17 protein-coding genes are annotated in these 20,718 nt (G+C 40.2%); 7 read left to right on the forward strand and 10 right to left on the reverse strand.

The features are described 5' to 3' along the window. Positions 1-16: 16 nt before the first annotated feature. Positions 17-2,386, reverse strand: coding sequence for a TonB-dependent receptor (locus AC04Q1_RS02680; protein WP_478361562.1), 2,370 nt, complete (start codon positions 2,384-2,386; stop codon positions 17-19). Positions 2,387-2,658: 272 nt separating this feature from the next. Here AC04Q1_RS02680 and AC04Q1_RS02685 point away from each other — a divergent pair, with 272 nt between their 5' ends. Continuing rightward, positions 2,659-3,240 carry a DUF4142 domain-containing protein gene (locus AC04Q1_RS02685; protein WP_478361563.1) on the forward strand — a complete coding sequence of 194 codons (582 nt, stop codon included), beginning with the start codon at positions 2,659-2,661 and terminating at the stop codon, positions 3,238-3,240. Positions 3,241-3,355: 115 nt separating this feature from the next. On the opposite strand, the gene AC04Q1_RS02690 is transcribed toward AC04Q1_RS02685, so the two are convergent. Further along, the gene (locus tag AC04Q1_RS02690) at positions 3,356-4,033 is read right to left on the reverse strand and encodes a competence protein CoiA family protein (RefSeq protein WP_478361565.1); all 678 of its coding nucleotides are present in this window, start codon (positions 4,031-4,033) and stop codon (positions 3,356-3,358) included. 182 nt (positions 4,034-4,215) lie between these two features. Between AC04Q1_RS02690 and AC04Q1_RS02695 the strand changes: the two genes are divergently transcribed. From AC04Q1_RS02695 to AC04Q1_RS02710, 4 genes are all read left to right on the forward strand, one after another. Then, positions 4,216-5,418: a S41 family peptidase gene (locus tag AC04Q1_RS02695; protein ID WP_478361567.1), complete on the forward strand. Its 1,203-nt coding sequence runs from the start codon at positions 4,216-4,218 to the stop codon at positions 5,416-5,418. Between the two features lie 123 nt (positions 5,419-5,541). After that, positions 5,542-5,760, forward strand: coding sequence for a DUF6965 family protein (locus AC04Q1_RS02700; protein ID WP_478361569.1), 219 nt, complete (start codon positions 5,542-5,544; stop codon positions 5,758-5,760). 179 nt (positions 5,761-5,939) lie between these two features. Beyond that, positions 5,940-8,027 (forward strand): phosphate acetyltransferase, encoded by a 2,088-nt coding sequence (pta, locus tag AC04Q1_RS02705; protein WP_478361571.1) that lies wholly within the window; start codon positions 5,940-5,942, stop codon positions 8,025-8,027. A 1-nt stretch (position 8,028) separates the two neighbouring features. Continuing rightward, a complete protein-coding gene (locus AC04Q1_RS02710) occupies positions 8,029-9,225 on the forward strand; it encodes an acetate/propionate family kinase (protein WP_478361573.1) in 1,197 nt (398 codons plus the stop codon). A 62-nt stretch (positions 9,226-9,287) separates the two neighbouring features. Here the strand turns inward: AC04Q1_RS02710 and AC04Q1_RS02715 are convergent, their stop codons facing one another. Then, on the reverse strand, positions 9,288-9,671 hold the full coding sequence (locus tag AC04Q1_RS02715; RefSeq protein WP_478361575.1) for a VOC family protein: 384 nt from the start codon (positions 9,669-9,671) through the stop codon (positions 9,288-9,290). A 116-nt stretch (positions 9,672-9,787) separates the two neighbouring features. Beyond that, positions 9,788-10,306: a DinB family protein gene (locus AC04Q1_RS02720; RefSeq protein ID WP_478361577.1), complete on the reverse strand. Its 519-nt coding sequence runs from the start codon at positions 10,304-10,306 to the stop codon at positions 9,788-9,790. Positions 10,307-10,375: 69 nt separating this feature from the next. Here AC04Q1_RS02720 and AC04Q1_RS02725 point away from each other — a divergent pair, with 69 nt between their 5' ends. Beyond that, positions 10,376-11,449, forward strand: a complete 1,074-nt coding sequence (locus AC04Q1_RS02725; protein WP_478361579.1) for an aminotransferase class V-fold PLP-dependent enzyme — start codon at positions 10,376-10,378, stop codon at positions 11,447-11,449. Here the strand turns inward: AC04Q1_RS02725 and AC04Q1_RS02730 are convergent. The 5 genes from AC04Q1_RS02730 to AC04Q1_RS02750 are packed head-to-tail and all read right to left on the reverse strand — an operon-like array spanning position 11,446 to position 17,485. Further along, positions 11,446-12,420 (reverse strand): L-histidine N(alpha)-methyltransferase, encoded by a 975-nt coding sequence (locus AC04Q1_RS02730; RefSeq protein ID WP_478361581.1) that lies wholly within the window; start codon positions 12,418-12,420, stop codon positions 11,446-11,448. The genes AC04Q1_RS02725 and AC04Q1_RS02730 overlap by 4 nt on opposite strands. Positions 12,421-12,427: 7 nt before the next feature. Then, a complete protein-coding gene (egtB, locus tag AC04Q1_RS02735; protein WP_478361582.1) occupies positions 12,428-13,579 on the reverse strand; it encodes an ergothioneine biosynthesis protein EgtB in 1,152 nt (383 codons plus the stop codon). After that, entirely contained in the window at positions 13,579-15,150 is a 1,572-nt protein-coding gene (locus AC04Q1_RS02740) for an ABC transporter permease/substrate-binding protein (protein ID WP_478361583.1), read from the reverse strand. The genes egtB and AC04Q1_RS02740 overlap by 1 nt, the downstream gene beginning before the upstream one ends. After that, positions 15,143-16,102: an ABC transporter ATP-binding protein gene (locus AC04Q1_RS02745; protein ID WP_478361585.1), complete on the reverse strand. Its 960-nt coding sequence runs from the start codon at positions 16,100-16,102 to the stop codon at positions 15,143-15,145. The genes AC04Q1_RS02740 and AC04Q1_RS02745 overlap by 8 nt, the downstream gene beginning before the upstream one ends. Further along, on the reverse strand, positions 16,103-17,485 hold the full coding sequence (locus AC04Q1_RS02750; RefSeq protein WP_478361587.1) for a mercuric reductase: 1,383 nt from the start codon (positions 17,483-17,485) through the stop codon (positions 16,103-16,105). Positions 17,486-17,660: 175 nt separating this feature from the next. On the opposite strand from AC04Q1_RS02750, the gene AC04Q1_RS02755 reads away from it, so the two are divergent. Beyond that, positions 17,661-17,795, forward strand: a complete 135-nt coding sequence (locus AC04Q1_RS02755; RefSeq protein ID WP_478361589.1) for a hypothetical protein — start codon at positions 17,661-17,663, stop codon at positions 17,793-17,795. A gap of 355 nt (positions 17,796-18,150) precedes the next feature. Here the strand turns inward: AC04Q1_RS02755 and AC04Q1_RS02760 are convergent, their stop codons facing one another. After that, positions 18,151-20,715 (reverse strand): M1 family aminopeptidase, encoded by a 2,565-nt coding sequence (locus AC04Q1_RS02760; protein WP_478361590.1) that lies wholly within the window; start codon positions 20,713-20,715, stop codon positions 18,151-18,153. Positions 20,716-20,718 lie beyond the last annotated feature (3 nt).

Genomic DNA, 20,718 nt, shown 5'->3' on the forward strand with positions numbered 1-20,718 from the left:
TACTTTTTTTTATGTATTAATTATTGATTGAATTGATGAAATATCTCAGGTTTAAGTAGAAAGCCCTACCCGGTTTTTGCAGACTAAAATTGTCGAAGAGGTCGGCATTGGTAATATTCTTGGCCTCTAGTCCAATATTGTACCGGCCTCTTTTTAAGCTGTAAACCAAGTTTAAATCATGGTTAAACTGCTGTGGGATCACTTTTTTATCGCCAACGGCTCCCTGGCTTGGCCAGTACAGCCAAAAAGCATGCACATACAATAAGTTATAACCAATAGATAGATTATTGCCTTTACGACCTACATCTTTTAAAGAAACCGATACGTCACTATTACCATATAAATAAGGGATATTGGGCATCTGATCCAGGTACACGACACTTACATTGGTAAACTTTTCGCCGGTACTTGGATTAATTTCGTATTTCTGAAGGTTTTTAAGATTCTGGTAAGTTACGGTAGTCCCAACGCTTAACCAGTTTTTATACGAATACCTGATTTCGGCGTCGCCCCCTACCGTTCTCACCCCATCGCGGTTATCGGCAACAAGTTTTGATTGGTTCTGGTTTAACCGGTTGTAAATAAAATTCGTCGCATTGCGGTATATTGCATTGGCCGTAAAAGAGAAATTATGTTCCTTATTTACAGAAAACCCATAGCTAAGCCCTAAATTAAAATTGTCGCTTTTTTCAGGTTTCAAGCCTGGGTTGGCATCCTGGTTTTCCACGTCCCCAAAAATCTCCTGCGCCTCGGGCATACGGTTGGTTAGCTCATAAGAAGCCTTTAATTGCATATTCCGGTTAACAAAATAGGTAACTGCAGATCCATAGCCCAATCTGTCAATACTATTTTTACCGGCATTGCCTCCACTTCCGTTAACGTTGCCCTGATTGATGTATTTCCCAAATACGGTTGCACTCCAACGGTCTTTTACATCGAAACTATAGCCAAGCCCCAGCACGTTTTTATTGGTTTTCTTCGGTCGTTCGTAATCTGCATTACTTGGGTTTAACTCGTCACTACCTTTTCGGTTAAAAGTGGTAAATACATTACTTAAGGCAACCGATTGTTTTTCGTCTATCTTATAGTTCAACATGGTGGTGGCCAAACCATTGTTGTTTTTGTATTTGTACAAACTTCTGGCGCGTTCGCCATTCGTTCCGTTTGGTTTGCTGTTTCCGTACCAATCGTAGCGGACATTTAAGGTATCTATATTCTGCTCATTCCCTAAATTGTAGTTGGCATTGATGGTTACATCTAAACCTTTGATCAGATTTTCTTTTTTATATTTTAAGGTGGGCATCACGATATTCCCCCTACGGTGCCAGCCTCCAAAAACAGAAACCATTCTGGCTCCGGTTTGGATTTCTTTATAATTCTGTCCTACAGTTATACCAAACAAAAGTTTATCTGCATAACTTTTGCCTACCACACCTACATTTGCAATTAAAGTTTCATTGTGGTACGTATCATTAAATCTTCTTAGGGATGCAATGGGTGCATATGCCCCGGTATAGATATCTGAAGCTTCTACATTTACCTTATAATCGTTATCTGAATAATTCTGGAAGGCATTTAATTGAAAAGTTAAACCACTTCTTGAAGTCACTGCGGCATTAATTACGCTTCTATGCGTATTAAATGATCCGAGTGAATAAGAAACATCAATATAATTGCGGTAACGGTCGCCGGTTACAATGTTGATCGCACCGCCTAAGGCATCAGATCCCAGCCACATCGGCACGACACCTTTATACACTTCAATCCTATCGGCAATATTGATGGGGATATTATTGATCTGAAATGAGGATCCAAAATTGTCCATTGGGATACCATCAATAAAATACCGTACATGATTCCCCGAAAAACCATTTAAAGAAAGGTTAAAATTTGACCCAACACCTCCCGATTCCCTTACCCGAATACCCGCTACACGGTCTAAAGCACCAGAAATATCAAGGGTGGTATTGTACAGTTTTTTCGCATCAACAGCGGTTACATTAAAAGCCTGCCTGTTCACTTCCTGACTAGCCGTTCTGCCGATTACGTTTACGGTTTCCATCTGTTCTGACGATTCTGACAGGCTCAAATTGAAATACCCGCTCTGCCCATCGGCAATATTGATTTCCTTTTTCTGTGTTTTAAAACCGATTGCAGATACTTGTAGTGTATAATTGCCGGCAGGAATATTTAAGATTTTAAAATTTCCATTCGGATCTGTTGAGGTAGCCCAATTGCTTTTGTGGATTTTAATGGTTGCCCCTGGAAGTGGCTTTCCATCACTGGCTTTGATTTGTCCAGAGATGCCCGAGAGTCGATTTTGGGCGGAAGTAAAAATTACACAGGCACATAGTATGCCCAATAGCAAAATTTTCTTAATTTGCATGGCTTTTAATGGAGATTAAAGGTGAGCCGGATTTCCGGTTTAGCCACACGGGTCCGAACCGTGTGGCATTTTTATTTCGGGCAAATATAACCTCTATTTAGATCAAGTCCAAATAACAATTACTAATTATTGTGTTTCTTTAACCGCCGCTGCTTTAAAAAACAGCCTACACTTCTGAGCCTCTGTTCGTTACTCTACCATTTAATTATTCAAAAAGCCCAAAACCCTTTTGCATTAAAACATGTTATCTACATACAACAAAACCAATAAATATGAAAAAGTTAATGTATGTAATGGCGATTTCCGCCTTAGCCTTTCAGGCTTGTAGTGGTGGTAATAAAGACGCCAAAGAAAGTGCCGACAGTTTAAATATGGCGAAAGATACCACCACAAATGCTGCCGCTACCGGAGGGATTGCAGTTGATGAAGCGGATTCGAAATTTACCACCCAGGCAGCGGTTGGCGGCATGGCCGAAGTAGAGTTGGGAAAACTGGCGCTCGAAAAAAGCAGTAATGCACAGGTTAAAGAATTTGCAACCATGATGGTGAAAGACCATGGCATGGCCAATGCCGAATTAATGACTATTGCTCAACAGAAAAATATCACCTTGCCAAGTACGGTGGATGATGAGCACAAGAAAAAGATGGAAGACCTGAGCAAAAAAACGGGGGCTGATTTTGATAAAGCCTATGTTGATGCAATGGTTGACGGACATAAATCTACCTTAAAATTAATGGAAGATGAATCAAGGGACGGAAAAGATGCAGACCTTAAAGCGTTTGCCACTAAAACAGCTCCGATAGTTCAGAGCCATTTGGTGATGATCAACAAGATTCATGATGGCATGAAATAATTTATGCTTAACCTCATTAAATCCCTTACTTTAACGTGAGGGATTTATTTTTTCATTAGCTCTCCCCATCAAGTCTCCAATTATCGAATTTATCTCTTCAAAGCTCATCGTTTTATTAAAACTCTGGTGGAGTATGCCAATCGATGAAAGTTTTTCTGCTAAGTATTTTTAAATACGGATAATTTCCGTTTAACTGCTTGCGTTGCTTCAGCTCATACAAAAAATGCCCGCCTAAGTCTACAATAATTTTTGCGGTAGCTAAGTACCATACACTATGTGGTTGCTTCCAGCAAAAAGAATACAAATTAGATGTGAATTTAATATCTTTAAGTTCTGGATGGTAAAAGTTGAGTATTTTAGGGCTGGGGTTACCTTGCATCACTTCTGACCTCCTTACCATTGATAGATGATCGGAATGGCAAAACTCGTAATCAGCAAGTTTCGGATCATCCACATTGGGTAAGTGTTTCAAAATTTTAAAGCCCTTAAACTTTTTGCCGTTCAATACCCAGATCAGGTTTGGATAAAAAGCTTCCCTACTATTCAATTCAGCAACTGTAATCGGCGAATTCTGGAATTCGATGGTATAACCCGATGGAGTAAATACATCAGCCCTGTGGATATCCGTATTGGCTGCATCAAAAAATGCAACTTCTCTAAAAGATGGTGGAAAAGCCAATTTCCAATCGCGGTGCCAGGCAGTTTCTTTTCGGTAATATTCTTTTTTAAGCAATGAAGTATCCTGTATGATCTCATGAGGAGGGATATTCTGCTTCATTTCACGATTGTCCATTCTCTTTAAAGGGATTAGAAGGCCAAATACAATTAATTAGGACAACAAATTTAAACTAAAATTTTTAGCACTAAAAATACATCCGGTTAAAAAGGGATATATTTTGAAGTATTATCTAATAATTTTGCCAACCGTGCAACTTATGTCACTAATTCTGTATCTTTTGTATAAACAATTTAAGAATGAAAAATATCAGCCGCTTCTTTTTTATAACCCTATTATTATTTGCGAACTACGTTTATGCGCAAACTTCAAAAAACATTTTCAGCGAAGATTTAAAGTTTTATAAAGACAGTCTGCCTGTTAAACATAAAAATCTTTTTGCAAAACTCCCTAAATCAGCATTCAATGCCATGGTTGCTCAACTTGAAAGGCAGACTCCCAGCATATCTGCTGAAAAATTTTATGTGGAATTGATGAAAATCCAAGCGGCCCTTGGTGATGAGCATAGCACCATTATTCCTCCCTACACCACGAAGTATCCGATCAGATTTGAGCGTTTTGATGATGGGCTGGTGATTACTGCTACGGATGAAGCAAACAAGAAACTTCTGCTTACTAAGGTGATCCGGATTGGTGATAAAACTTTAGCAGAAGCCGAAAAGATTGTTTCATCAGTAATTATCTCAGGCAATACCCCTTATTTTAATATCGCTGAAGCCAGTTATCTCGCAAACCCAAGCCTGCTGTATGCCTTAAATATAAGTGCCGATCCAAATGAAGTAAACCTCGAACTTTTAAGTCCTGATGGCAAAACATTACAGGTAAAGTTAGATGCCATACCCAAAACCAAACAGTTAAATATGGTATACGATCCCTTATACGGAAACCTGCTTGCAAATACCAAAAAAGACAATTATTGGTATGCCATGGAACAAGGGAATTTATATTTTAATTACAATAAATGCGAGGATGACACTAAAAAGCCTTTTGAAGCTTTTAATGATAGTTTATTTACAGAAATTGAAAAGCAGAAACCGAAACATATCATTATCGACTTACGTATGAACGGTGGTGGCAACAGTGCCGTATTAGAACCCTTTATCGAAAAGATTAAAAACAATCAGTTAAATAAAAAGGGGAAGATTTTCGTGCTGATTGGTCGGGCAACCTTTTCTTCCGCCATCATGAATGCAATTAAACTCAAAAAGGAAACAAAAGCCATCTTAGTTGGCGAAAATACGGCGGGTACCATTAACCATTACGGTGAAGTGCGTGCATTTAATTTACCAAATACCAGATTACAGGTAAACTACTCAACACAATATTGGGAAAACTGGAAAGGGCATGACGGACCGCTTGTACCGGAAGTGAAAATTTCAAGGAATTTATCAGATTTATTAAAAGGAAATGATAAAGTATTGACCTATGTGATGGAACAGTAATCTGATGAAAACTTTATCATATCAATTATCAGGATAAATCTATTTAGATTGAGCATGAGACAGATACTTGTTCATGCTTCATTTTATTGTCCGCTACTCGTTACAGAATGATAACTTTGCAGTATGACCATCCAAGAAGTACAGCAGTTAGAAGATTTTTTTGCCCAGGCCGGAAAACAGCAGGTGCCTATTTATCTTAATCAAGCTACCGTAATTACGGATTATGCTCATTTTCTGGAAAGCCATTTTATGCCGCTAAGACTCAATCCTGATGCAAAAGTGAACCTGCCACTTATCCATAGGTTAAAAATGTTAAAGTTGCTGATCGAATCGAATGCCTAAAAAAAGCCTGGCATAAATCAGTTTGATAGAATGCTTTTAACGTGATGGCCATTTCCTTAAAGTCATTTTAACGGCTTTTCCTTATTGCCTTTAAAACTTAACACACTTTAGTTTTTAAAATAAATATTTCCAACTATATTGGGCGGAAATGGTTATTCCTATATAATTGATCCCTATTTATGACTAAAAATATATTTATTGCTTCGGCCGAACCCTACACCGGAAAATCAGTAATTGCCTTCGGAATGATCAATATGTTGTTGGCGAAAACCCAAAAAGTGGGTTATTTTAAACCCATTATTGCACAAGATGATCCCAATCAAAAGGACGAACATGTAGAAGCCATGCTGGATTATTTTTCGCTTCCTGTTAAATATGAGGATGCTTTTGCCTTTACCCGGCAGGAAATGCTGCACCAATCGGAAGATAGCGGAGCAATTATCAATACCATCATCAGTAAATATAAAAAACTCGAGGATAATTATGATTTTACGGTAATAGAGGGCAGCGATTTTTTAGGCGAAGGCATGGCCTTCGAATTCGAATCAAATGCACTCATGGCCAAAAACCTGGGCGCACCTGTTTTAATTGTGGTATCTGGAAAAAATAAAACAGCCAGTCAGCTTTTCAAATCTGCCATTAACATTTACCGGAACTTTTTGCTGCGTGATGTCCAGGTGTTGGGTGTTGTGGCCAATATGGTAAATCCTGAAGAGGCCGACCGTATTAAACAAGCCTTAACAAATCAGTTGCCGGCCGAACTGCTTATCGCGGTTATTCCGACTGAAACAGGTTTGCAAAGCCCAACCATGAAAGAAATCACCTTGGCGCTGGGTGGTGAAGTGCTTTTCGGGTCTGAATTACTGGACAATCAGGTTGACAATTTTGTAACCGGAGCCATGATGCTGCCCAATTTTTTAAGGCACATTAAAGATAACCTGCTGATTGTAACGCCGGGCGACCGGGGTGATATTATTATCGGTGCGCTACAGGCCAATTTATCAGCCAATTACCCTAAAATTGCAGGTATTGTTTTAACCGCTGGCAGCTTACCCGATGAGCCGATTATTAAACTGATTGAAGGTTTACAGACCATCATCCCGATTATTGCGGTACAAAAAGGAACTTTCGAAACCACCACCACCATTGGTGGTATCCACTCTAAAATCACGATCGAAAACAAGAAAAAAATCGCCATAGCGATAGAGCTTTTCGAAAAATATGTAGATATCAAAGCTTTGGATGATAAGATTATCACCTTCAGTTATCAGGGTATTACACCACACATGTTCCAATACCAATTGGTTAAATGGGCCAAACGTGATAAAAAACATATCGTTTTACCAGAAGGAAACGACGAACGTATTTTAAAGGCAGTAGAAAAACTGATTACCCAGGATATTGTAGACATCACTCTTTTAGGAGATCCGGTTGAGATTACCAATAGCATAAAACGTTTGGGATTAAACTTAGATACCAATACCATAAAAATCCACAATCCAGGACATTCGGCTCATTACAACGATTATGTAGATACCCTGCACGAATTGCGTAAAGCTAAAAACGTGAACCTGGAAATGGCCAGGGATATGATGACCGATGTTTCTTACTTTGGTACCATGATGGTTTACAAGGGCGATGCCGACGGAATGGTTTCGGGAGCGGTACATACTACCCAGCACACCATCAGGCCCGCGTTGCAGTTTGTTAAAACCAAACCGGGTGTATCGGTGGTTTCTTCGATCTTTTTTATGTGCTTACCAGAACGTGTGGCCATATTTGGCGATTGTGCGGTTAACCCCAATCCTACTGCCCAGCAACTGGCAGAAATTGCCATTTCATCGGCAGAAAGCAGTGCGAAATTTGGAATTGAGCCCCGCATCGCGATGCTTTCCTATTCATCCGGAACATCTGGCGAGGGTGAAGATGTAGAACGTGTAAGGGAAGCTACCGCAATCGTTAAGGCAAGGCATCCCGAACTCAAAATAGAAGGGCCGATACAATATGACGCAGCGGTAGACCCACTTGTAGGTAGACAAAAACTACCAGGATCTGATGTAGCAGGAAGGGCAAGCGTACTCATCTTCCCTGATTTGAATACCGGGAACAACACCTACAAAGCCGTACAGCGTGAAACGGGCGCACTGGCCATTGGTCCAATGTTGCAGGGCCTGAATAAACCCATTAACGACTTAAGCCGTGGTTGTACCGTGGATGATATTTTTAATACCGTTGTGATTACAGCAATCCAATGCCAAGACAATTAATATGAACATTTTAGTAATCAACTCAGGAAGCAGTTCCTTAAAATACCAGCTTTTTAAAATGCCGGAAAAAGCACCTGTTTGCAGTGGCCTGGTAGAACGTATTGGTATTGAAGGCTCTTTTATAAAACATACCGTTTACAACAAAGGTGAAAAACACAATATTGAAGAATCTGGCTTTATCTCTAACCACGGAGAAGGTTTAAAACAGGTTTTGACTTTATTAACACAGGGCGAATACGCTGTAATTAACAGTCCGGATGATATTGAAGCTGTTGGTCACCGCGTAGTACATGGTGGTGAACACTTTTCAGGTCCGGCAATGATTACCGATGAGGTAAAACAACAGATCAGAAAGCTTTTTTCACTGGCACCCTTGCACAATCCGGTTAATTATAAATGCATTGAAGTTGCTGAACAAACTTTTGTAAACGCCAAACAGATTGCAGTTTTCGATACGGCATTTCACCAAACCTTACCTGCACAAGCCTATCGCTATGCTATCCCAGAGTGGTATTACAAGGAGCACGGCATCAGGGTTTATGGATTTCATGGCACAAGCCATAAATATGTAAGTGAACAGGCAATTGCCTGGTTAAACCAAGAAGACACCAAAATAATCAGCATACATCTAGGTAACGGATGTAGCATGGCGGCCATTAAAAATGGAAAATCGATCGATACCAGCATGGGTTTTGGTCCTTTAAGCGGATTAATGATGGGCACACGCTCAGGAGATATCGATCCATCGGTTATTTTTCATTTAATGGAACATGCTGGATATACGCTCGAACAATTGAGCACTTTGGTGAATAAACAATCGGGGCTGTTGGGCGTAGGTGGATCTAGTGATATGCGTGACATCAGAAAACTGGTAAGTGAAGGAAATGCAGCTGCAGTTTTAGCGCTTAAGCTTTATGCATACCGGATCAGGAAATTTATTGGGGCTTATGCAGCTATTTTAAATGGCATTGATGCCATTATATTTACTGCTGGTGTTGGCGAAAACGACAGCAACATGCGTGAGGCGGTATGCACCGAACTCGGCTACCTGGGCATTGAATTGGATCCAGCGCAAAACATAGCCTACAAAGGCGAACTGAAAGAAATTAACAGCTCTGATTCAAAGGTTAAGATATTGGTGATACCAACCAACGAAGAATACGAAATTGCACACCAGTGCTTTGGGCTTTTGGGCTAACTTTAAGACTTCCGAAGTTAGCAGGGTTTAAGACCACAGCGCAACTTCGGAGGTTTGATCAGCTAGGCCTCTTCCAAAATAGATAAAATATTGCCTGCAGGATCTCTAAACCAGGCAATGTTTGGTCCGCCGTTTCCTCTGGAAATCCCTTTCTCATCCGTTCTGATCGACTCCTGATTGTAAATCTCGAACTTTACTCCTTTCGCTATGAGTTCGTCGGCTGCCTGATCGATATTTCCGACAGGAAAATTGAGTACCGTAAAGGTTGCCGGAACATGATTTGGTTTTGGATATAATAATATGTTTGTTGAACCAGCAATAGCCACTTCAATTACACCCATTGGATTATCTTTTACTTCAAGGCCTAATACCCCATTATAAAAGTCTTTTGCTTTCTGTATATCGTCTACAGAAAATGAGCTGAATGCTTTTGAGTTTTCTAACATGATTTCTTTTATTTATTCAAATGTCCAAGAGAACGCATAGTTAAATTTAGCGGATTTAAATCATCGGATCAGGTTGCATAAGCGGCAAAGTACAGGCCTAAACGAGACAATTTTCTTTAGCTTTTCCAGGCGCCCAATAAACGTCTGATCACTACAATTTCCGCAATATGGTAAGCATTATGATCGGCAATCTGCAGGGCTTCGCGCAATACACTTTGTCCATCGCCATGCGGGATGGGCGCATATAAATCTACCGAATCCAATAAAGTAATAAATTCTTTCAGATCACTATCAATCTGTTTTAGTGTCTTGTTCCAGGCCTGTTCATCTTTAGGCGCCGGTTCTTCAGGCCAGTATTCATCCGGCCATTTTGGCGATTGGTGCGAACCATCCTTACTAAATTCGAGCATATCCCACTGGGCAATTTTAATGTGTTCTGCCAGTTGCCAAATGCTGTAAGGCAATCCGTGCGGTTTTTCACCTAAAAGATGAAAGGACAGATTGGCAACTGCGTCTTTAAATCCTACGTGTGCACCGCCTCCATTTAATAATTTTTTCAGTTCCGTAACCAGTATCGAAGTTTGATTTTCCATAATAAATGTAGATTCTATTAACCTAACAAATGTGATTCTCATAGGTTTGTATAAAATTCACTTTCCCAGGGAGGTTTGTTTTTTTTCCATGTAATTCTGCTAATTTTGGGCATGAACCTATCTTTTCCGATCCTAAAAGCATACACTTACCTCAATACCGCGAATTCGGGCATTTTATCAACCAATATAGCCGAATGGAGAAGCAAACATGATGAAGCCTTTATCTCCGGCGGAAGTATTTTCAGAATGGAAAGCCTGCCGATGATAAGCGACCTTAGAAATAACATTTCCAGGCTTTTCGGATCAAAACCAAATAATACCTATCTCGTTCAGAATTTCTCAGTTGGCTTTAATACTTTATTGGCCGGATTGGATAAAAATCACCGTTTTTTATTGCTGGAAGAGGAATATCCTTCGGTGAGTTACCCGGTAACCAGCATGGGTTTCGATTACCACAGTATAGGTATCGATAAAAACCTAGAAGAAAACATCATCCAGGCGATTGATACATTTAAGCCAACCATATTGGCATTTAGCATGGTGCAATACATCAGCGGGTTAAGAATGGATGATGACTTTATTCAGAAAATAAAAAGCACTTATCCCGATCTTTTACTGGTCGGTGATGGCACCCAGTTTCTGGGCACTTTAAACTTTAACTTTGAAAAATCAGGATTGGATGCCTTGATCGGCAGTGGCTATAAATGGCTCTTGGGTGGTTACGGAAACGGATATGCATTGCTTTCTGATCAGATGAAAGATGCCATCTACCAAAAAAATAAACTGGCAGAACTGCCTACTGCACCATTTTTAAAGGGTAAAGACCATTTATCGATGTGTTTCGAACCCGGACATTTAGATACCTTAAATTTTGGCACTTTAAACGAAAGCTTAAATTACCTCGGTGCAATTGGTTTCGAAGCGATTGAAAAAACAATCCAGGCACTGAGCAACAAAGCACGATTGGAATTAAATTCAAGAGGATTAATCCCAGACTGGACAATGGAACGAAAATACCAGTCGACTATTATGAGTATGCCTTTGGATCAAAAAACAGTAAGTCAACTGGCTGAGGCAAAAATACTCTGCTCGCCAAGAGGAACGGGCACACGCATTTCATTCCACTTTTATAATACAGAAGAAGATTTGAATCAGCTGTTACAGATTTTGGATAATAGAAGTTAATCTACCTTCCATATGGCATCTACAAAATACTGATGTTGATCGAAAAAACGTTGAAGCGGTTTAAATCCTGTTTTCTCTGCCAATTGATCGATATCAGCAAGTGAATATTTTTGTGAGATTTCCATAAAAATATGTTCGTTTTCTGCAAAGTGAATGGCATTTTGACCAATGTTCACAATCTGCTTTTTTAAACTGATCAGATAACTTTTACAGGCCCCAGATCCAGGATCATAACTGGCATAGTGTTCAAAATTGTTTAAGTCGAAATTACCATCAAGCTCTTTATTGATGCGTTGTAGCAAATTGAGATTAAATGACCTGGTAATTCCGCCCTTATCGTTATAGGCAGAAAGGATCTGCTGAGGATTTTTTTTCAGGTCAAAACCGATAATGAGCAAATCGTCAGGAGAAAGCAGCGTTTTGAGTGAAATACAGAATTTCTCCGCATCGGGAATATTCATATTGCCGATATTCGCGCCCATAAATAACACGACCTTTCTACGGCTGGATAATTCGGTAGCTCTTTTCAGCATATCAAAATAATCACCATTTAAGCCCTTCATATCCAGTCCCTGAAGCTTTTGAGGGAGGTTTTCCTCGAGATCTGCAATTACATGCGCTGAAATATCAATCGGAAAATAACTGAATTCGACTTGCTTGTCCAGAAGTGATTTTAAAAGATGGATGGATTTTGTGGCATCGCCGGCACCCAGTTCAATCAGATCAAAAGCAGTTCCATCGGCAGCAATTGACTGCGAAAGCTGACTGGCCTGATATTGGAGAATTTCCATCTCGGCATTGGTTAAATAATATTCATCCATTTCCATAATCTGCTGGAAAATACGGTCTCCGGTAGCATCATAGAAATACTTGGAAAGCATAAATTTCGGTTCAGATTGCAAGCCTGTTAGGGTTTCTTGAAGGAACTGTGTTTTGTGATCTGTTGTCGTTTCGATAGTGGTGGTGCTCATATCTATACTATTTTGCTAATCGGATGCCTGTATATTGCCACCTTAAATGCGGGTGGAAGAAATTTCTGTACGTAATACGCGAATGATTTTCGGGTGTGGCTATAGATGCACCGCGCAGGACCTTTTGGTTAACCATAAATTTGCCATTGTATTCGCCTATTGCTCCTGGTGCCTTACTGAAACCAGGGTAAGGTAGATAAGCGCTTTCTGTCCACTCCCACCGTTCGCCCCAACCGAAGTTTTGAGCGGCTATTTCCCACTCAAACTCTGTGGGCAAACGCATGCCTTTCCAGCTTGCAAAAGCATAAGCTTCGTAATAACTAACGTGGCTTACCGGAGCACTTAAATCAACTGGTAAAAGTCCATTTAAAGTGTAATGATGCCATTCGCCATCAATCAGATGCCAGTACATTGGCGAGGTGATATGGTTGTTCTTAACCCAATCCCAACCCTCAGCATGCCAGAAATTAAAGTTCTCATAACCACCTGCACTGATGAATTCAATAAATGCGGCATTGCTCACCAATGTTTTACTGATTGCAAAATCCTGCAGATATACCTTATGCCTGTTTAATTCATTATCAAAACTGAAATCCTTTCCTTCATAGCCAATTTCATAAATCCCTTCAGTGACATTCAGAAATTCAGATGCTGTTTCACTTATAGAATGAACCTCTTTCCTATCTTTCGAATAAACCGGAAAAAGCGGATTATTCCCTAAAATGTATTTGATATCGGTAAGCAACAATTCCTGATGCTGCTGCTCATGGTTAAAACCCAAAATCAACAGTTCCTTTACGTCATCCGTTAACACCATGTCTAAAAATTTTACCATGGCCGCATCAACATAAGTCCTGTATTGGTAAATTTCATTTACACTGGGCCGGCTCAAATTCCCCCGGTCGGTACGGATTACCCGGTTGCCAACAGTTTCATAATAACTATTGAAAACGAAGTTGTAATCATCGTTATATACCTGATAATTAACCGAAAAAGGCTTTAATATAAAGGTTTCAAAGAACCAGGTAGTATGACCCAAATGCCATTTGGGCGGACTTACATCCGCAATGGGCTGTACTACATAATCTTCGGTTTGCAGGGGTTCGCAAATTTGTTCGGAGCATTTCCTGATCCTCAAGTATTCTTCTACCAGTGTCATTAATTTTTATCTAGATAGTTTTTAAGGTCTGTGATGGTATTAACATTCAGATCTTTTGATTGTTTTTGCCGCATCATTAAAGCATACGAATTGTTAAAACCTATTGGTTTAAGCCATTTGATCTGATATTTCTTTTCAAATTCTGCCGACACATAATTGTAGGTTTTTTCTTTGTCGTGCGCCATTTGCTTTGCAACTTTTGGGTCGGGCTGTAACAAAACAAGTAGTCCTGTGCCAGTATATTCAGGATAAAAATCAATCTGATCATTGGTTAGCGCATCAAAGCAGATTTTTGTCCCGCCCAATCCGGTTTTTGTGGATACTTCATAATCCGTATTGCCTTTAATCAGCATACTGTACATTTCGGCCAGGATATATTGCTCACCAAAAATCTTCGACCCTATTCTAACCGTACCACTATGTCCATTTTTCGGTGCTTTATACAGGCCTGCGCTAATCAAAAAATCCTTAGCCACCCGCTCAGGAGCCTGGTGCAGGTAATCTGTTCTATAGTTCAGGTCAGTCATAACAGCATCCGTGATTTTATCCGCCAGTAGATTAAGTGTTTCTTCCAATTGGGGAAATCGCTTTAGCGCTTCATTCCGAACAATTGGCGCTGCATAATAGGGCGGGAAAATGTTTTTATCATCTTTTAAGATCTTCAGATCGAAAGCTTTTAAACGGCCATCTGTTGAATAACCGCTAATCACATCCAGTTCTTTCGAGAAAGCAGCTTTATACATCACCGCATCACTGATCACAATGGTATGGATCTTTAAACCATATACAGACCTGAGTCCGAGATCACCATCCTGTCTGCCCATAAATTCGGGGGTAAATCCAGCCGTTAGCGTAGAACCATAAGCCGAAGGAAGTGCATAAAAGCCACCTAACACCAATATGACAACAGGAAAAACATATAACGCTTTCCTTAGCTTCTTGAAATCCATTTTTTGAACCAGCGAAAGCAAGGCATCAAGGATAATGGCAAGCAGTGCCGCGGGGATTGCCCCTGCCAGAATCATATTGGTATTATTGAGGGAGATGCCTCCAAAAATAAATTCACCTAATCCGCCGGCGGCAATAAAAGAGGCCAATGTAGCCACGCCAACATTAATCACTGTGGCCGTACGGATACCCGCTAAAATAACGGGCATAGCCAGGGGCAATTCTACTTTTAACAATATCTGGCTTTTGCTCATTCCCATGGCCCTGGCAGCCTCTTTAACGTGCTGATCAATGCCAATAATACCCGTATACGTATTGCGGATAATTGGTAAGAGGGCATAAATGAGCAATGCGACTATGGCCGGTTTGGCACCGATACCCAAAACAGGAATCATAAAACCCAGTAAGGCAATGCTTGGAATGGTTTGTAATACTCCTGCAATACCCAAAACCGTACCCGAAAGTTTTCTTTTTCTGGCGATCAAAATACCCAAAGGCAAACCAATGGCAATGGCCAGTAACAGGGAAATAAAGGTTAAACCTACATGTTGCAGGGTTTGCGTGAGCAATTTATCAGATTGCCCCTGCATAAACTGCCATAAGCTTTGCTGTTGCTCATTCATGTGCCTGCGCGTTTTGAAACTGGTTAAATCCTTTGGTTAACTGTTCGAAATTAAACATTCTGCTTTCTTTATTTTGTCCCGAGATGAGCAATTCAGACCGATCATTGCTCCTTAACAACTCCATGGCTTCCCAAACGTTCAGATCAGCAGACAAACCTTTACCATCCTGTAGTGTTTCTTTAGGTAAATACGCCCAAATGTCCTGTATATTAACCACTTTAAATTCCAACGCAAGTTTCTGACCGGCCAAAAATTTCCTGGCAAAATCGTTAACCGGTTGAAAAAGCAATTCCTTTGGTGTTCCCATCTGGATGATTTGCCCTTTATCCATTAAACATATGCGATCGGCGAGTTCGAAAGCTTCCTGAACATCATGCGTAACCATCACAATGGTTTTCCTTTTTAACTCTTCCAGTGCTTTAAATTCCTTTTGGATGCTGCTACGGGTAACATTGTCTAACGCGCCAAAGGGCTCGTCCATTAACAATACTGCCGGATCTGTAACCAGAGCACGTGCAAGGCCAACGCGTTGTTGCTGCCCACCACTCAGCTCGTGCGGAAACATATTAAGCGCACTTTCGGGAAGATGCAGTTTAACAATTAGTTCCCGGGTCCGGTCTTCGGTTTTTCTCTTTTCCCATTTTAAAAGCTTTGGCACAACAGCAATATTTTCAGCAATGGTATAATGCGGAAAAAGCCCGATATTCTGCATCACATACCCAATGCCTTTCCGTAGTTCATCAGGATCCTTCCTGGTGATATCTTCACCATTGATAAAAATCTGCCCTGCATCCGGATCAATCAAACGGTTAATCATCTTCAAAGTAGTCGTTTTACCACATCCACTGGTACCCAATAACACCAGTGTTTCCTTTTCAGCCACTTTAAAAGAGACATGATTTACGGCATGGGTGTCGCCAAATTTCTTGCTTATCGCCTTTAATTCGATCATTTACTTATCGAGTTTCATAAATAGATTATTCAACGATTCTGAGTAGGTAGGATGTGCGAACACACAATATCTGATCCTATCGTAGGTAATACCACCTTCCATTGCCATCTGCAATACCGACATAATCTCTCCGCCTTCCGAGGCCAAAATAGCAGCTCCCAATATTTTTTTAGTATCGGCATCTACCACAGCTTTCATCAGACCTAAGGTTTCGCCAGTTTCTATGCCCCTTGCAACGTTAGTCATCGGAAGAACAGCAACCTTATAATTCAATTTCTGTTCTTTTGCTTCCTTTTCAGAAATCCCGATCCTTCCGAGCTGTGGATCGGTAAACATGCAGTAGGGTACCGGCCGATCGTGAATGGAATAATTGGTGCCCTCAATCAGGTTGCGGTAAACAATTGTATAATCGTTATAGGCAATATGGGTAAATGCCGGACCGCCCTTTACATCACCTAAGGCGTAGATACCTTTAATATTGGTTTCCAATTTTTCATTAACCAGGATATGTCCGCGGTCATCGAGTTTAACACCACAGTTTTCGAGCCCCAGATCGGCTGTTTGTGGTGTGCGGCCTGCGGCCACCAAAATATGGCTGGCGCTTATATTCTTCTTGCCTTTACCCGAATGGAGTTCAATATGAACCTGCTTTTTATCTTTGGTGATCTTATTGATTTCGACATTGGTAATGAGTTCGATCTTTTCATCCGTTAAAATTTCGGTCAGTGCTGATGAGATATCCTGATCTTCTTTGGCTATTATGCCACCTGATTTTTCCAGAATGGTTATTTTACTGCCAAACCGATTAAACATTTGTCCAAACTCCAATCCAATGTAATTCCCGCCAATAACCACCAGGTGTTCAGGAACAGCTTCAATATCTAAAATTGTTGTGGATGTAAGGTAATCCACTTCAGTTAATCCTTCAATTTCCGGTATGGTTGTTTTAGCACCGGTATTGATAAAAATCCAATCGGCACTTACCTCTTCTTCACCGCCCTGGTTAAGCGATATGGTAAGTTCCTTCCTTCCGCTAAACCTGGCCGTTCCAAAGATAAGCTCCAGTCCTTTGGTATTTTTGATTCCTTTTTCGGACGACGATCTGAATTGCATGACAATATCATCCTTCCGTTGTTTTATCTTTTTAAAATCGATTTTTACCGATCCGATTTCTACGCCTAATTCGTTTGCTTTCCTAGCCTGATAAACAGCCCTTGCCGATGCTACCATTGCTTTAGTAGGTGTACAGCCATCGTTGATACAAGTGCCACCAACCAATCTCTTTTCTATGATCAGTGTCTTTTTTCCTGCTTCAGCGAGTTTCTTGGCCAATGGCGTACCCGCCTGCCCTGCTCCTATAATTATTGCATCGTAGTGTTTCATTGATCGGATTTGTTTTGTTCTGACAGATATAACTTAAATATTAGATCAATGTTTGACCTATATCATTTATTCTATGCTCAATCCTAAGTTCGAATAAAAAAGTTACAAACTATATTTAAAAATCTACGTTAGATCATTATAGACATTTAATTGACAAACATAAATCCTTAATCCAATGCACACTCAAACCACAGAAAACACAAACCTTACTGTTTATATCCAGGATGATACTTCGATTGAAGATAAAAGAGAAATTTTATTGACTGGTTTATTGGATACCCTGAACAGCGAAACGGAATCTTTTAATTAGAGGTGAGTATAACATTATTTTATAACCAGATCAGACATTTAAGTGGCATATAAACTAGAGTGTTAGCACTAATTGAGCATATTGGAGCTTTAAGTCGTTAGCTTCTCAAAAAACTTAGGTTATCTTACCTTAATGTTTGAAGACAAGACGAGATACAAATACATATTATAACATTAATTACTCATACCGTTACCCTGATCCGAGAGCTATCGGATTTATTTCAGGGTCTTTATAACAAAAAAGATGCTGAAATAAATTCAGCATGACGATGCGTGGTAAATAAACACTCGTTGAAAAAAAGAAAAAGGCCTGTCCCTTTCTATCTAAATTAATGTAGCAAATTATTTAAGAAACCTTAATGCATGATGAACTGCGCCCTTCGCAGGTTATCAGTGGTCTGCAAAATTTTATCCCTGAGTTTTGAATTGTAGTTCGGGTGCGATTTCAGAAAATCCTGAACCACAGCATTTGCATTCTCACTATTATAACCAGAGAATATAGCAGCCAGCCACGATTGTGGGAAAAAGATATCCCCTGTTTTCTGGATCTCTTCCAATAAACCCAAACTTTCGCCAAGGTATTGAACAGAAGCGGATTGCCTTAAAGGGTGATGAAGATAAGATAAGGCCGTTGTTACCCAGGCTTCTTTCTGGCGGTTCTTTCGCTCCTTTAAACTTTTGAAAAAGCCATCCCGCTCTTTAACATCCAGTGATAGCGCTGGCATTAAATAAATTAACCGGTTTTTGCGGTCCTCATTCTTAGTCCGCGCCAACTGCTCCTTTAAAATAGTATTCACAGTATCGGTTTTAAGGGCTAAAGTAAAAGCTAAGGCGCTATAATCATCTTCCAACAGTTTGATCCCTTCAGGAGCCGACTGGTTTAACCAGATATTGTACATCCTTTTACCTGCCTCTGTGCTCAGATACACATTCTGATAAGCATTAAACAGAATTTTCTTGTTGTTTGCTTGTTGCTGTTCATTTAGAGCCCCCCAAATCGTTTTCTCTAGTGTACCATGCACCGCTGCTCTTTTTTCTGAAGTCAGAAATGTCCAGTAAATATTGGTCATGTAACCAGAAAGCAACCTCAGGTTCATTTCGTTTTTCTCGGCACTTAGCCCTTTAAGCAAAATATTTAAAAGCACATCAGGTTTACTGCCCCTGCCCGAAAGCATATTCTCATAGGCATTGATATAAGCAGAAGCCCTTTCTAAAGGATCAACCAGAGCGTAAAGGTTTTCCATTAAGGGCTGATCTATAGGAAAAAGTCCATAACCAGTACCATTGGCATTAAATAAGACATATTGAGGTTTTGAAAGCCCTTTCGCTTCATTTAAAACCGTTTCAGCATTCATCGCGTTAACCGTTAAGATCCTGGTGCTACCTGGATAAACCAGTTTAACCGTAAAAGACTGCGGCCATATCCTTGGTGCACCTGTTTCACTTTTCTGGCTGATGCTAAAATCGCTTATTTTATCACCATTGTATTTAATAGCATAACTAAATACCGGTCGGCCGGGCTCATTTACCCAAACCTTATTCCAGCCGTATAGATCACTTTTGCTGTATTTACTTAAAATGGCAATCAGATCATTCCAGGTAGCATTACTGTAACTGTATTTTTTCAGGTATTCCCGGATTCCTTTTTGAAAATTTTCCTTCCCCATCAACAGCTCGAGTTGACGCATCATGATCGGGGCTTTATGATAGATGATGTTACCATACATCGAACCGGCTTCCTGCAGATTATCCAATTGCTGGCGGATGGGATTGGCCCCTAAGGTGCGGTCTACGCCATAGGCCGCCGGATAATGATCTTGCAGAAACTTAAGGTCGAAGGTACTTTTGCCCATTAACTTTTCGGTTACCTTATCCGCCATAAAATTGGCAAATACCTCTTTCATCCAAACATCATTAAACCATTTCATCGTAACCAGATCGCCAAACCACATGTGTGCCGTTTCGTGAGAAATCAGATTAGCGCGCGAAATAAACTGATCTTTGGTAGCCCCCTGATCCAGAAACAAAGCTGATGCCTTATACTGCACCTCACCAGGGTGTTCCATACCGCCGAACTGAAAATCGGGAATCCCGACGAAACCTATTTTCTGAAAAGGAAATTTGATGGCCGTCCAATCTTCTAAAAAATTGATCGCATCGCGATGTGCCACAAAAACAGAATCTACACTGAATTTGATCTTAGCTGAATCGGTTTCCCGGTACAGAAATTCCATATCGCGCTGATCCATTTTCTTATTGATGAACGCATATTTTCCTGCTGTAAACGAGAACAGATAGGTAGGCAGTTTATCCGAATTGTTAAAGTGGTAAGTAACTGAACTACCCTGCTCCAATGAATCTTTTCTAATTGCATTAGTCATTACCTTCCAATCAGTTGGCACCGTTAACGAAAGTAAAAAACTAGCTTTCAGATCTGGCTGGTCAAAACAAGGAAATACCGTTCGGGCATGATCCGGAACAAAAAGTGCATACAGGAAATCTTTGTTTCTATTAAGTGATTCGTTACCTGCAATGAATTCAATTCCGATGTGGTTATTCCCGAGCTTTAAATACATCTGATCTACCAGAATATGTTCATCTTTAAAATCAACAGGTATTGCTTTCCCATTCACTGAAACCTTCTTTAAATGATCTGCATTTTGCTTAAAGTCTATTTGTAACTGAGCTAATTTACTTAACTTGAAATCAATGCTTTCAGTTGAATAAATTGAATCCGTTTGTTGTGCAGGAACAGTAAAGTGAAGCTGGTACCGGATACGACTTATTGATGCGCTTCTGGAATTTGCCAGCGCCAGAGAAACGCCTGGTTCTACTGCAACCTGCTGCGCAGTCTTTTGTGCAAAACAGGAAGTACCCAATAGTAAGAAAAAGCCGAAATATTTCGTAATCGTATTCATCATGTA

The organism is Pedobacter humicola, assembly GCF_056490705.1.

What these genes read in the sequence shown, in the direction of transcription:
- AC04Q1_RS02755 (WP_478361589.1), top strand. Translation starts at nt 17,661, where the DNA reads ATGCACACTCAAACCACAGAAAACACAAACCTTACTGTTTATATCCAG.
- AC04Q1_RS02690 (WP_478361565.1), bottom strand. Translation starts at nt 4,033, where the DNA reads ATGGACAATCGTGAAATGAAGCAGAATATCCCTCCTCATGAGATCATA.
- AC04Q1_RS02750 (WP_478361587.1), bottom strand. Translation starts at nt 17,485, where the DNA reads ATGAAACACTACGATGCAATAATTATAGGAGCAGGGCAGGCGGGTACG.
- AC04Q1_RS02760 (WP_478361590.1), bottom strand. Translation starts at nt 20,715, where the DNA reads ATGATGAATACGATTACGAAATATTTCGGCTTTTTCTTACTATTGGGT.
- egtB (WP_478361582.1), bottom strand. Translation starts at nt 13,579, where the DNA reads ATGACACTGGTAGAAGAATACTTGAGGATCAGGAAATGCTCCGAACAA.
- AC04Q1_RS02725 (WP_478361579.1), top strand. Translation starts at nt 10,376, where the DNA reads ATGAACCTATCTTTTCCGATCCTAAAAGCATACACTTACCTCAATACC.
- pta (WP_478361571.1), top strand. Translation starts at nt 5,940, where the DNA reads ATGACTAAAAATATATTTATTGCTTCGGCCGAACCCTACACCGGAAAA.
- AC04Q1_RS02715 (WP_478361575.1), bottom strand. Translation starts at nt 9,671, where the DNA reads ATGTTAGAAAACTCAAAAGCATTCAGCTCATTTTCTGTAGACGATATA.
- AC04Q1_RS02695 (WP_478361567.1), top strand. Translation starts at nt 4,216, where the DNA reads ATGAAAAATATCAGCCGCTTCTTTTTTATAACCCTATTATTATTTGCG.
- AC04Q1_RS02730 (WP_478361581.1), bottom strand. Translation starts at nt 12,420, where the DNA reads ATGAGCACCACCACTATCGAAACGACAACAGATCACAAAACACAGTTC.
- AC04Q1_RS02685 (WP_478361563.1), top strand. Translation starts at nt 2,659, where the DNA reads ATGAAAAAGTTAATGTATGTAATGGCGATTTCCGCCTTAGCCTTTCAG.
- AC04Q1_RS02745 (WP_478361585.1), bottom strand. Translation starts at nt 16,102, where the DNA reads ATGATCGAATTAAAGGCGATAAGCAAGAAATTTGGCGACACCCATGCC.
- AC04Q1_RS02680 (WP_478361562.1), bottom strand. Translation starts at nt 2,386, where the DNA reads ATGCAAATTAAGAAAATTTTGCTATTGGGCATACTATGTGCCTGTGTA.
- AC04Q1_RS02720 (WP_478361577.1), bottom strand. Translation starts at nt 10,306, where the DNA reads ATGAGAATCACATTTGTTAGGTTAATAGAATCTACATTTATTATGGAA.
- AC04Q1_RS02700 (WP_478361569.1), top strand. Translation starts at nt 5,542, where the DNA reads ATGACCATCCAAGAAGTACAGCAGTTAGAAGATTTTTTTGCCCAGGCC.
- AC04Q1_RS02740 (WP_478361583.1), bottom strand. Translation starts at nt 15,150, where the DNA reads ATGAATGAGCAACAGCAAAGCTTATGGCAGTTTATGCAGGGGCAATCT.
- AC04Q1_RS02710 (WP_478361573.1), top strand. Translation starts at nt 8,029, where the DNA reads ATGAACATTTTAGTAATCAACTCAGGAAGCAGTTCCTTAAAATACCAG.